Origin of the sequence: Streptomyces sp. NPDC051172 (assembly GCF_040682555.1) — a bacterium.
GTDB lineage: Bacteria > Actinomycetota > Actinomycetes > Streptomycetales > Streptomycetaceae > Streptomyces.
Genome location: NZ_JBFBBE010000011.1, coordinates 95,928 through 108,176 on the forward strand (window position 1 = coordinate 95,928; position 12,249 = coordinate 108,176).

At 71.9% G+C, this 12,249-nt stretch carries 9 protein-coding genes and 1 pseudogene; 3 read left to right on the forward strand and 7 right to left on the reverse strand.

Annotated features, from left to right (window positions below):
• Positions 1-6: 6 nt before the first annotated feature.
• Genes AB0N07_RS09225 through AB0N07_RS09235 form a run of 3 tightly spaced genes read right to left on the reverse strand, consistent with a single transcriptional unit; the run spans position 7 to position 1,975 of the window.
• Positions 7-810, reverse strand: coding sequence for an SAM-dependent methyltransferase (locus AB0N07_RS09225; RefSeq protein ID WP_365833604.1), 804 nt, complete (start codon positions 808-810; stop codon positions 7-9).
• The gene (locus AB0N07_RS09230; RefSeq protein ID WP_365833605.1) at positions 807-1,100 is read right to left on the reverse strand and encodes a DUF397 domain-containing protein; all 294 of its coding nucleotides are present in this window, start codon (positions 1,098-1,100) and stop codon (positions 807-809) included. The genes AB0N07_RS09225 and AB0N07_RS09230 overlap by 4 nt, the downstream gene beginning before the upstream one ends.
• The gene (locus AB0N07_RS09235; protein ID WP_365833646.1) at positions 1,097-1,975 is read right to left on the reverse strand and encodes a helix-turn-helix transcriptional regulator; all 879 of its coding nucleotides are present in this window, start codon (positions 1,973-1,975) and stop codon (positions 1,097-1,099) included. The genes AB0N07_RS09230 and AB0N07_RS09235 overlap by 4 nt, the downstream gene beginning before the upstream one ends.
• A gap of 191 nt (positions 1,976-2,166) precedes the next feature.
• Here AB0N07_RS09235 and AB0N07_RS09240 point away from each other — a divergent pair, with 191 nt between their 5' ends.
• The gene (locus tag AB0N07_RS09240) at positions 2,167-2,607 is read left to right on the forward strand and encodes an ATP-binding protein (protein WP_365833606.1); all 441 of its coding nucleotides are present in this window, start codon (positions 2,167-2,169) and stop codon (positions 2,605-2,607) included.
• 22 nt (positions 2,608-2,629) lie between these two features.
• Here AB0N07_RS09240 and AB0N07_RS09245 read toward each other — a convergent pair whose 3' ends face one another.
• Positions 2,630-4,072 (reverse strand): PP2C family protein-serine/threonine phosphatase, encoded by a 1,443-nt coding sequence (locus AB0N07_RS09245; protein WP_365833607.1) that lies wholly within the window; start codon positions 4,070-4,072, stop codon positions 2,630-2,632.
• A 45-nt stretch (positions 4,073-4,117) separates the two neighbouring features.
• On the opposite strand from AB0N07_RS09245, the gene AB0N07_RS09250 reads away from it, so the two are divergent.
• Positions 4,118-4,930: an SAM-dependent methyltransferase gene (locus tag AB0N07_RS09250; RefSeq protein ID WP_365833608.1), complete on the forward strand. Its 813-nt coding sequence runs from the start codon at positions 4,118-4,120 to the stop codon at positions 4,928-4,930.
• A 209-nt stretch (positions 4,931-5,139) separates the two neighbouring features.
• A pseudogene (locus AB0N07_RS09255) lies at positions 5,140-5,859 on the forward strand (LLM class flavin-dependent oxidoreductase); the annotation flags it as partial.
• A 107-nt stretch (positions 5,860-5,966) separates the two neighbouring features.
• On the opposite strand, the gene AB0N07_RS09260 reads toward AB0N07_RS09255, so the two are convergent.
• From AB0N07_RS09260 to AB0N07_RS09270, 3 genes are all read right to left on the reverse strand, one after another.
• Complete coding sequence (locus AB0N07_RS09260; protein ID WP_365833609.1) at positions 5,967-7,595, reverse strand: S53 family peptidase; 1,629 nt, start codon at positions 7,593-7,595, stop codon at positions 5,967-5,969.
• Between the two features lie 140 nt (positions 7,596-7,735).
• Complete coding sequence (locus AB0N07_RS09265) at positions 7,736-10,669, reverse strand: AAA family ATPase (protein WP_365833610.1); 2,934 nt, start codon at positions 10,667-10,669, stop codon at positions 7,736-7,738.
• Positions 10,670-10,733: 64 nt separating this feature from the next.
• A complete protein-coding gene (locus AB0N07_RS09270; RefSeq protein ID WP_365833647.1) occupies positions 10,734-12,125 on the reverse strand; it encodes a DUF2079 domain-containing protein in 1,392 nt (463 codons plus the stop codon).
• Positions 12,126-12,249: the final 124 nt, after the last annotated feature.

The following is a 12,249-nucleotide window of genomic DNA, read 5'->3' on the forward strand; positions in this document are numbered from 1 at the left end:
GCGTGGCTAAGGCTTGATGCCCACCCCGGTCCAGAGGCTGACCTCGGCGTCCGTGGCGCCGGGGTCGCCGTCCGGGCGCCAGCGGTGGCCGACCGCGATTCCGGGGTCGAGCAGATCCAGTCCGCTGAAGAACTTGGCGACGTCGTCCTTCGAGCGGAACTGCACCGGCGTGCCCGCACTGGTGTAGATGTCGGTGACCTTCTGCCAGGTGACCGGGTCGAAGTCGGGCGTGCAGTGGCTCAGGGCCAGCGCGCTGCCCGAGGGGAGGACGGCCAGCAGACGGTCCACGATGCCGTACGGGTCCTGCGCGTCCGTCACGAAGTGCATCAGGGCGTTGAGGGACAGGGCCACGGGCCGGTCCAGGTCCAGGACCTCGGCCAGCGCAGGGGAGTTCAGCAGCGCGGCCGGGTCGTTGACATCCGCCTCGATGTACGTGGTGCGGCCCTGGGCGGTGCTGCGCATCAGGCGCTCGGCGTACTTGAGGACGAGCGGGTCGTTGTCCGCGTAGACCACCCTGGCCTCGGGGACCACGGACTGGGCCACCTGGTGCAGGTTCGGCTCGGTGGGGATGCCGGTGCCGATGTCCAGCCACTGGCGGATGCCGTGCTCCTGGGCGAGCACCCGGGTGGCGCGATGCATGAACGCCCGGTTCTCACGGGCGCACACGAAGATCGCCGGGTAGACCGAGGCGACGGTCTCCGCGGCCAGCTTGTCGACCTCGAAGTGGTCCTTGCCGCCGAGGTAGTAGTCGTACATCCGGGCGGAGTGGGGCCGAGTGGTGTCGATGTCGCGCGCGGGCGAGTTGGTCATGCTGTCCCTTTCGGTGGTGTGCGTGGGGGGTACAGGGCCGTCAGATGATCGGCGAGACCTCGTTTGACTCCCGCGACGAACGCGGTGATCTCCTCCGGGGTGTAGATCAGCGCGGGGCCTGCGGGGTCCGTCGACTGCCGCAGGGCCACACGGCCGTCGGCGAGCTGTTTCGTCTGCACGCACTGGCCCCCGTTGGGGCCGCTCCACGGAGACTCCCAGCCCTGTTCGCCGAGGTCCGTCGCCGGCATGCCGTTGTAGACGCCGCGGACACCGCCGTCGGCGCTGGTCATGAGTACTCCTTTCGCATGCGGTTCAGGAGCGCCCTGCTGTCCGTGTCCGAGGTCAGCAGGGACATGCGGTTGTGCGCCTCGAGATGGGCCGAGACGTCCGAGCGCTGGTCCAGGTACATGGCGCCGGAGAGGATCTCGCTGTAGACGATGTCGGGCAGCTCGGGCTCCTTGAACCGGAAGTAGGTGAAGGGGGCGCACGCGCCGACGTGGGCGCCCGCGGAGAACGGCACGACGTCGACGCTGACGTGCTCCAGCTCCGAGACCTCCAGGAGCCGGTCGATCTGCTCCCGCATCACCTCGGGACCACCCACCACCCGGTGCAGAACCGTCTCTTCGAGTACCACCCACAGCGTGGGCGCATCGGGTCCGTCCAGCAGGCACTGGCGGCGCAGCCGCAGATCCACCCGCCGCTCCAGGTCCTCCTCGCTGCCGCCCGGGAAGCCGCCGCGCAGCACCTCGCGCGCGTAGTCGTGGGTCTGCAGCAGCCCGGTCACATAGTGCGGCTCGTAGGTGCGCAGCGTCGTCGCCCCCGACTCCAGGCTGACGTAGCCGCTGAACCAGCTCGGCAGCACATCGCGGTACACATGCCACCAGCCGGGTTCGTTGGCCCGCTCGGCGAGGGCGACGAACTCGTCGATCTCCTGTCGGTCGGCCCCGTACGTCTCCAGCAGCTTGTCCACGTAGAGGGGCTTGAGGCCGACCTCCGCCTTCTCCAGGCGGCGGATGGTCAAGGACGTCACCCGCAGGGCCCTGGCCGCCTGGTCCAGCGTCAGGCCCGCATCCTGGCGCCGCTCCTGCAGCCGCCGGCCGAGGATCATGCGGAGAACGGTAGGTGCACTGGGGCTGTTGCCCGCGCCCGACCGACCTTCGTTCACCACGCTGTACCTCCTGAGCCGCCGTCATCGTGACGCTGAGGAAAGCGACTTGACGATGCGGACGGACAGATACCGGCTCCATGAAATTATCAGGCAGCTGGTTGCAGCTTGAACTGCCCTGTGAGCATAGTTACTTACGTGAATCGCTTCGACGGTCACTGCGCGCCCCGCTCCCCACGGAAGGCAACTGCGTGTCCCCCCACACGACTTCCTCCCCGCAGCTCTTAGACGCCCCGAACCAGGAGCGCACCCACTGGCTCGAACTGCCGCCGCACCGCTCCAGCATCAAGGTCGCCCGCCGCTCCATCGGCGCGCGCCTGAGCGCCTGGCGGCTGCCGGCCGACCTGTGCGCGGACGCCGTCCTGCTCGTGTCCGAACTGGCCACCAACGCCGTACGGCACACCCTCAGCGCCCGGATCCTGTGCGGCATCGGGCTCATCACCGACCAGTGTCTGCGGCTCGAGGTCCACGACCACGACCGCACGGACCGCGGCCTGCCCCGGTGCGAGCCGTGCCCCGACGACGAGAGCGGCCGCGGGCTGCTCATCGTGGAGGCGATCGCGGACAGCTGGGGAGTCGACCGGTCCAGACTCACCGGCGGCAACGCCGTGTGGGCACACCTGACGGCCTGAAAGGCTGCCGGGCGAAGGGCGTTCAGCCCTTCCGGGGGGTCAGCTCGGCGAGCAGCAGGGTGCGGTCGTCGGCGGCGGCCGCGGCGGAAGGGGCGCTCAGCAGCCGTCGGCACAGGGACTGCAGCGGGTCGTGCTCGCCGGCGGCCGCGGACTCGACGGCCGCCGTGTCCAGGGCGCGCGCGAGGCGGACGATCTCCTGGTCGATGTCGGCGTCCCGGGACTCGACGAGGCCGTCGCTGTAGAGCACGAGCAGAGCGGGTTCGTCCAGGGTCAGTACGGTCGCCTCGTAGCTGCCCGTGCCCAGCCCCAGGGGCAGGCCCGGGCCGGTGAGCGCGACGGGCGCGGTCCGGCCGTCGGGGCCGCGCAGCAGCGGGGGCGGGTGGCCGGCCCCCACCAGGGTGCAGGTGTGCCGCCGGGCGTCCCACTCGGCGTAGATACAGGTCGCGAACGATGCTCCCGGGGTGTCGCAGGCGAGTGCGTCGAGGCGGCGTATGAGATCGGCCGGCGGGATGTCGAGGGTGGCCAGGGTGCGGACGGCGGTGCGCAGCTGGATCATCGCGACGGCGGACTCCGGGCCGTGCCCCATGGCGTCCCCGACGACCAGACTGACCCGGTCACCGGGCCGTCTCAGCACGTCGAACCAGTCACCGCCGATGATGTTGCCCTGCCCGGCGGGCAGGCAGCCGTGGGCGATGCGGCAGCCCTCGACCTCCTGCGCCGTGCCGGGCAGCAGGCTGTTCCTGATGGCCAGGGCGGTGCGGCGCTCGCGCTCGTAGCGGCGCGCGTTGTCCAGGGCCGTGGCGGCTCGTGCGGCCAGCGCCTCCGCGGCCACGACGTCCGCGGGCCGGAAGGGGGCCCGGTCCGGGCCGCGCGAGCAGGCCACGAACCCGACCGCGGTGCCGCGCAGTTGCAGCGGGACGACGACGAAGGACGAAACGTGCAGCAGATCGTCGATCCGCGCGTCGCCGCCCCCGGAGGCCACCAGCCGCTGGGAGGTGTGCGGGTCGATCGTGTCGAGCAACTGCGCGTGCCCGGCGGCGAGAGCACGCGCGTACGGCGTCTCACGCGGGAAGACGATCACTTCGCCGACCGGGAGCACGCCCTCCCAGTCCTGCACCGCGTCCGTGCCGATGCGCAGCGCCAGACGGCGCGCCTCTATCTGGGGCGGGTCGGCGACGGCGTACGTGTTCTCGTCGCGCAGCCAGCGCTCCAGCAGATAGATCGATGCCGCATCGCAGAAGCCGGGGGTCAGCGCGTGCACGACATGGCTGCCGGTCAGCCCCAGGTCGAGCTCCGAACCGATGGCGTCGGCGGCGGGGGAGAAGGCCGACCGGCGGGGCGAGGGCAGTGCGGCGGGGGGTATGTCGGTGCGGCTGCGCGGTTCGTTCCGCAGGGGTCGTGCCTTTCCGGGTGTGGGGCTCCGGGCGCACAGCGATGAGGGTGGCTCGCCGTGTGTCGTCGGCAACTATATGATGTCGCGTCAAGGTCTTTGGTCGGAAAGGGAGTTGTGGTGCTCGACAACGAACGGATTCCGCCGGGGACCGATCCGGACAAGGCGAGCGTGGCCCGCATGTACGACGCCATGCTGGGCGGCCGGCACAACTTCGCCATAGACCGGGAAGCGGTCGCGGCCGTCACCGGCATCGACCCCCAGGTCCGCACGCTGGCCCGGGCCAACCGCGCCTTCCTCGGACGGGCCGTGCGCCACCTGGTCGACGCCGGGGTACGGCAGTTCATCGACCTCGGCTCCGGCATCCCCACCCAGGGCAATGTGCACGAGGTGGCCCAGGCGGCGAGCCCCGGGGCCCGGGTGGTCTACGTGGACAAGGATCCCGTGGCCGTGGCCCACAGCACCTCCCTGCTCGCCGACAACCCGGACGCGGACATCGTCGACGCCGACATCCGCCGGCCGGCCGACGTCCTGGCCGCCCCGAAACTGCGCAAACTGATCGACTTCGAGCAGCCCCTCGCCGTCCTGATGGTCGCGATCCTGCACTTCGTCACGCCCGAGGAGAACCCGGCCGGCATCGTCGCCGCCTTCCGGGACGCACTGCCCGAAGGCAGCTGGCTGGCACTGACCCACGCCACGAACGAGGACCGCCCGGACACGGCCGCCGCCGTGAGCAAGCTGTACAGCGCCAGGGCCACCTCCTCGGTCACCGCCCGCTCCCACGACGAGATCCACGACCTGTTCACCGGCTTCGACCTCGTGAAGCCGGGCCTGGTCCACGTACCCTTGTGGCGCCCGGACCCCGGCGACCCGATCCCGGAAAAGCCGTCGGAGTACTGGGTGTATGCGGGAGTCGGCCGCAAGGCCGGGTAGCCGGGCCCGCAGTGTCCGGGTACCGGTCGCCGCGCGCTGTCGATTCGGCGGGCCCTCGTTCGTGTAGAGGTTGACAGGCCGGCACCGGGCCGGCCCGAGCGCAGGGCTGTGAGAACGATGACCCACGTATCCACACTGCTCACCGGCCGGGGCCTGGTCGAGTCACCCCGCTGGCACGGCGACCGGCTGTACTTCTCCGACTGGACCGCAACCAGGACCCGTACACCCCCTGGCCGAACTCGCTGCTCCTGCTCGCCGCCATCGCTTCCGTCACCGAACGCCTGCGGCTGGCCGCCGCGGCCGTTCTCGCGCCGCTGCGTCATCCGCTGCTCATGGCACGGGAGTTGAGCACCCTCGACCTGATCAGCGAGGGCCGGCTGCTGGTGCAGCCCACGGTCAGCTGGAGCAAGGACGAGTACGAGGCGCTGGGGGTGCCCTTCGGCAGGCGAGGGCGGCTGCTCGACGAACACCTGGAGGTCTGGGCCAAGGCCTGGGGGCCGTCGCCGATCTCGCACGAGAGCGAGCACTACCCCTTCCGGGACGTCTACTTCGAGCCCAAGGCGTACCGGCCGGAGGGTCCGCGGCTGTGGTTCGGCGGACAGCGCCTGCACGGACCCGTCCTGCGCCGACTCGTCCGGTACGGCCACGGTTTCCACCCGCTGGGCCGGCCCGCACCGCAGGACCTGCAACTGCTCAAGGACGCGATGGCCGCCGCCGGCCGGGACGCCGCCGAACTGGAGATGATCGGCGGCACCCAGGCCGTATTCCCCGACGACCACTCGCCGGCCGACCTCGGCGCGGCTCTCGCATCGATCCCGGAGCAGCTGGAGCAGGGCTTCACGACCTTCTGCATCAAGCCGAACCAGTTCATCGACGACCCGGACGGGGTCGGAGCGTTCTGCCGGGAGGTGATGCGTCGGGTCTCCTGACGTTCGCCCTCGAGGTGGCCTGACGTGCTCCCCTTGGTTCATGTCGCTGCGCGGGCCGGTAGAGATCCCGCCCCGCGCTTCATGGATCCGTCGTCAGCCGCCCGTGATCAGCCGAGCAGCTTGCTCGCCAGGGTCGCGGCGTTGTACGAGCCCCATCCGGTGGTGAAGTCCCAGCCGGTGGCCGCGGAGTAGGCCCCGTTGCTGCCGCTGGTGATGTCGTGGAAGCCGGTGCCGTTCGCCGAGTAGAGGGCAGGGTTGGCGAAGCCGAGGTTGGCCTTGCCGGCCGCCGCGGCCTGCTGGTTGTAGAGGGCCGCGAACGCCGCCCACTCGGGCGCCGCGGCGCTGGTGCCGCCGACCGACGACCACGAGCCCTGCGAGTAGATCGAGACACCCGGGCTCGGGTTGGCGTGCGCGGAGACGTCCGGGACCTGGCGGAAGCCGCCGCCGGCGCTCTTCTGCACCGCGGTCTGCCAGCTGGGGATCTTGAAGACGGAGGACTTGCCGCCGCCACCGCCGGACCAGGCCACCTCCTTGCTGAAGGCGTTGGACGAGGTCACGGTCAGCTTGGTGCCGCCGACGCCGGTGACATACGGGTCGCTGGCCGGGTAGTCGACGGAGGTGCCGCCGTCGCCCGCGTCGTCGGAGCCGCTGTCACCGGAGGCCGCGTAGAAGCCGAGGCCCTGGGCGGCGCCCGCCTTGAAGACGGCGTCGACCGCGTTGATGCCCGAGGTGGTGCGGGCGCTCTCCGCGGCGCCCCAGCTGATCGAGGTGGTGGGGATACCGCTGTCGACGATGGCCTGGTACGTGTCGACCTCGCCGGCATCGGAGTTGGGGCCCTCGAAGACGGTGACGTTCGCCTTGGGGGCGATCGCGTGCAGCACCTCGATGTCCAGCTCGACCTCGACCTGGCCGTCGCCGAGCGCGCCGGAGCCGCCGTCGACCTGCTGCACGGTCGGGTTGGGCGAGCCCAGGCTGTAGTTGGTGTCGTACTTGGTGATGTTGGACTGCTGGAAACCGTCGAACTCCAGCAGCGCGATCTTCTGGCCGCTGCCGGTGTACGTGCCGGAGACGTTGTAGCCGCCCTTGAGCTGGGCCGGTGTGTAGCCGCCGCCCGGACCGTTGTGCGGGGTGACGGTGGAGGGCGCCTGGTGGTGCAGGGTGAGGCGGTTGTTGAGGCCGGCCACGTCACTGACGAGGGAGGCGACGGAGGTCGGCAGGGTCGGCGCGGTGTCGTTGGCGTAGAACGAGCGCCCCGACGCCGTGTCCTTCCACGTCGACAGCTTGGTGCCGAAGGCCTTCTCCAGCTGGGCGGCGGTGCCGCTGGCGTCGACCAGCAGGTTGCCCGAGTGGACCTTGCCGACGGTGAGGCCCTGCGCGCGCAGATAGTCCTTGAGCTGCTGGACCTCGGCGGCGGTCCGGCCGAAGCGCGCCGCGAACTGGCCCTTCGTCAGGTAGTGGCCGTAGGAGCTCGACCGCGGATCGCTGACCTCGGCGACGAAGGTGTCGAGCGCCTTGTCGTTTCTGGGGGTCAGGCTGATGGCCACCGATATCCGCTTCCCGGCGGCGACGCTGCCCGTGCGGGTGGCGTTCTTGTTCAGTCCCTTGAGGACATCTCCGGTGACGGCCGCGCGCGTCGAGTGCGGCTGGGCGGTGCCCGCGGCGTGGGCCGCGGGTACGGCGGCGGCGAGCAGCGCCGGAACGGTGACCAGGCCGAGCAGTTTCAGACGTGACTTCACTGAAGTCCTCCGGAGGTGGGGGGTGATGTCCCGGAAGTCGGAACGGCTTCAACGTAGGAACATCCGCCCCACCCGCATAAGCGGGGGAACCCTTGCTTCACGTGTTAACAACTGATGTCACATGAACGCCGGATGTCACGTCAGCGGTGGCTGTCCAGCGCACGGGCCGCCCGGACCCGTCCGGGCTGACTCGACGTCACTGCCTCTACGGCGGGCCTGACTTGGTCGTCGTCGCCCGAGTTCACGGCTGCCGCGCCGGACGCGATGACGGCGACCGCCATCGCATGGGCGAGCGCGGTGCGCGAGCGGACACCGACCTTGCGGTAGACCCGCGACAGGGCGCCCTCCACGGTCTTGATGCTGATGAACAGCTCCGCGGCGACTTCGCGGTTGGTGGCTCCGCCGCCGACGAGTTCGGCGATCCTGGCTTCCGTGGGGGTGAGTTCGGGTCCGGCCGCGCCCGCCTCGCCGCTGCGGTCCCCGGCATCCAGCCGTGCCAGCTCGTCCCCGGCCCGCGCCGCCAGCGGAGCGGCGCCGATCCGTGTCGCGGTTTCCAACGCCTCACCGAGGGCTGCTCGTGCCGCGGTCCTGCGGCGCGCACGGCGCTCGACCGCGCCGAGGGCGATCAGGGTGCGCACCAGCTCCATGGGCAGCGGGAGTTGACGCAGACGGTCCACCGCGCCACGCAGCCGTACCGCCCCCTCCTTCGCCCGGCCGAGCCCCGCCTCCCGCAGCCCCTCCGCCCGTTCCAGAGCCGCAAGTACGCTGCCGGGCGCATCGCCGGACTCCCGTGTGCGGGCCTCGTGGAGGACCGCCCCGGCGGTGTCCGTCTCGCCCAGGATCACAAGGGCTTCGGCCAGGTCGCCGTACCAGTGCAGCAACGGCGGATCGGCGGCGCCCATCGCTTCGCCCAGCTCCCTGACACGGTGCAGCGCCTCGGCCGCTGCTGCCGCGCTCCGAGGGTCGCCGGCGAGCAGCTCGGCCTGTCCGAGCACGGCCAGTGCGCGCAGCAGGAACAGCCGGTCGCCGTCCGCCTCCGAGGCCCTGACCGCCTGCTCGGCCAGGTGCCGGGCCTCGTCGGCGGTGCCGCCCGCGATCGCCGCGAGCGCCGCCGCATACAGGGCGGGAGCCGCCTGTACGCCCGTCTCGGCCAGGGCACGCGTGCAGCGGGCTGCGGTGCGCAGTGCGTCCCGGCAGTGCCCGGCGCGCACCTGGATACGGGTCAGCGCCACCAAGGTCGCCATGACCTCCTCGACCCCGGCGAACTCTCCGATCTCCGAGAGGAGTCCGGCGACCTGCTGTCCGGCCTCGGTGACCCGGTCGGAGTCCAGGGCGAGGATGGCCCGCATCCGGATCAGCCCCCAGCTCTCCGGGCCGGCGTCGGCGCCGCCGACCAGGGTGAGGGCCTCGTCGAGTGCGGCGCCGGCGGCGGCCGCTTCCCCGGCCAGGGACTGCACCCGGGCGAGGGTGGCGAGGGCGCCGATGCGGGTGTCGGTGTCGTCCGCCCGGGCCGCCTGCCGGGCAGCGCGCCGGGCATGCCGGGCCGCCTGAGCCAACTCCCCGCACAGCAGGCCGCGTACGGCCGCCCAGTGGTGCAGCCATCCCTCGGCCTCAGGGTCGCCGTCGGCGTCCCGCAGGCCCTCCTCGATCAGGTCACGGGCGCCCCCGAGCGCCTGCCCGGCGTTGCGCAGCAGGATCAGCCGGGCCCGCACCCGCTGCCGTGCGGAGCCCGACCCGGCGAGCACGGTCTCGGCCGCCTGCCCCGCCTCCTCCAACTGCCCCGCGTCGCATGCGTAGTCGGCCGCGGCCAGCAGCCGGTCGGCGCGGTCCGCGGGGCGGTCGCCGGGAGTGCGCAGGGCGGCGAGCCCGGCCAGTTCGAAGGCGGCATCGGGTGCGCCGTCGCGGCGCGCCGCCTCGGCCGCGGACATCAGCGTGCGCGCGGTCGCCTCGTCCTCGTACGGGTGCGCGAGAGCGAGGTGGCGGGCCTGCTCCACGGGCTCGGTGACCGCGCGGGCCAGCAGGGCGTGCGCCTGCCGGCGGCTGTGTTCCGGGGCGTCGGCACGGACGGCGGCCCGGATCAGCGGATGGCTGAAACGTACGGTTCCGTCGGCGTCGACCGCCGCGACACCGAGCCGTTCGGCCTCCGCGAGGTCCGCGGCGGGGTCGTCGAGCCCGGCGGCACGCAGCACGGTGAGGCTGGGGCGGGCGGTGGTGCACGCGACGAGCAGAGTGTGCCGCACGGCCGCCGGCAGCGTACGTACCTGGTCCAGCAGCAGGGCGCGCAGTCTCCGGGGCACGGGCAGCGCCCGCCCGAAGCCGACCGATGCCGCATCGCGCGGGGCCGCACGCCCCAACTCCACCGCGTACGACGGGTTTCCGGCAGCGATGTCCTGGACCGCCCGCAGCACCGCCGGCGGCAGATCCGCGCCGATCGCCGTACGCACGAGGTGGGCCACCTCTGCGTCCGTCATGGGTGGCACCGGCAGTTCGACGGTGCCCGGTGGGCAGCAGCGCAGCCGTTCGGGCTGCTCGCCGTCGGCCACCCGCTCGGCGGCCACCACCCGGACGGCGAGGCCGTCGAGTCGCCGTACGGCGAAGGCGAGCACTTCGGCGCTCGGCTCGTCGAGCCACTGGAGGTCGTCGACGACCAGGAGCACGGGGCCGGTGGCGGCAAGGGTGCGCAGCACGTCGACGACGGCGACGCGCACCGCGAGACGGCCCTGGTCGTCGGCGGGCTCCGGGCCGCGCAGCAGGACTGCCCGCAGCGCCGCCCGCGGCTGGGATGCCAGGGCCTCCAGGGAGTGCTCCGGCACCCGCGTGAACAGGTCGATCAGGCCGACGAACGGCAGCCGGGCGTCCTCCTGGGCGGGCGAGCAGTACAACAGCGTGCAGGACTTGTCCTGCGCGGCCAGGGACGCCGCCAGAGCAGTCAGGAGCGTGGACCTGCCGATGCCCGCGGGGCCGTGGAGGAGCACTCCGGGGCGGGCCGTCAACTCGGTCAGGGCGGCGTCGAGCAGCGCGCGGCGCCCGCTCAATGACGGTACCCGCGGCGAGGGCAGCAGGTCCCAGAGCATCGCAGCATGTGGACATGACAACCTTGGCGGATCCGGCTTGTCAATGACGTCCGGTGCCTGCCGGTCACGAGCTGCGCTTGAGGACGACGTAACCGTACGCGGCGTCGTCGATCACATAACGGGCGTCGGGGTGCAGCTGATGGGCGTATGCCTGGACGTCGCCGACCCACTTGCCGGTGTTGTTCAGGGCGATGTAGTCGGGGGTGATGCCGCGGGTGGCGCCGATCCAGAAGACGCGGCAGCGGGAGGTGAGACGGCTGCTGGGGCCGATGTCCGCCTCGACCGTCGCGCCGTCCGGGATGCGGTCCAGGGCGCGTTCGATGCGGGGGACGCCTTCAGGGGTGTCGTAGGTGGCGGACTCCGTCAGCGTGGACAGCGGGAGCGTGGTCGTGAGGGCCAGGGCGGCTCCGGCGACCGCTGCGGGCAGGTGCTGGGCGTACGAACGCAGCCACGGCCGGGAGCTCGTGCGCGCCCGGGCGAGCCCGTCGACGAGGGCCAGCGCGACGACCGGCATCAGGACCGCGCTGTAGTGCCAGTCGGTGCCCCAGTAGTGGTCGTCGGCGGAGCAGAAGCGCCAGCCCAGGGTGGGCAGTGCCACGACGAACAGGGGTGAACGCAGGGCGAGCAGGCCGCTGGTGGGGATCAACAGCCAGGCCAGGGTGCGTAGTTTGGTGCCCGTGCCGTCGAAGAGGGTGAAGCCGCTGTCGACCTTGGACCAGTACCCGTAGCCGCCGGTGGTGTTGAAGGCGGGGATGACGGCGGTGACGGTGACGAGGGCGGCCACCATGCCCAGGACCGCCACCGCGAGGGCGTACACGAGCGGGCGCGGAGAGCGGCGGCAGCGCAGGGCGACGACCAGCGCGATGGCCGCCACCGTCAGGCCCAGGTCCTCCTTGACCAGCACCAGCGGCAGCGCCCACCACAGCGCGGGCCGCCACCGGCGGGCCAGCAGCGCCTCCAGGCTGAAGGCGATCAGGGGTACGGCGAAGCAGATCTCGTGGAAGTCGAAGTCGACCGCCCGTTGCAGACCCCAGGAAAGGCCGTACGCCAGGCCGAGGACGAGCCCTCGCGGCCGCCCCAGCAGCCCGGCGGCCGCACGGGTCACCGGCACGGCCGACAGCGCGAAGAGGGCGGCCTGGGCGACGAGCAGCGTGACAGGGGAGGGGAAGAACCGGTGGACGGGGGCGAGTAGCGCGAGCACCGGGCTGAAGTGATCGCCCAGGATGTCGAACCCGGGCCCCTTCAGATCGGCGACCGGTGCCTGCAGCCGGGCGTAGGCACGGACCGCCTGCTCGAAAATACCGAGGTCCCAGGAGCGGGTCGCCAGATGCTCGTACCGGAGGATGGACAGTGTCGCGTACGCGGCGAACAGGGCGGTCGCCAGGAGGTGGGGATCGAGGCGGCCGGGCGGACGGGGGCGCCGGTCATGCGGGGGAGGCGCGACCGGCGCCGGTATGGACTTGTCGGGGAGGAGCGAAGTGGGGGTGTGGGGCACAGTGGAGGGCGTCCTTATGTGCCGACACGGATCATCCGCCGCGGGCACTCGATGACTACGTCATCTGCTGTGACCGCGTTCACCG

Coding starts and splice junctions, on each gene's coding strand:
- AB0N07_RS09225 (WP_365833604.1), bottom strand. CDS start 810: ATGACCAACTCGCCCGCGCGCGACATCGACACCACTCGGCCCCACTCC.
- AB0N07_RS09230 (WP_365833605.1), bottom strand. CDS start 1,100: ATGACCAGCGCCGACGGCGGTGTCCGCGGCGTCTACAACGGCATGCCG.
- AB0N07_RS09265 (WP_365833610.1), bottom strand. CDS start 10,669: ATGCTCTGGGACCTGCTGCCCTCGCCGCGGGTACCGTCATTGAGCGGG.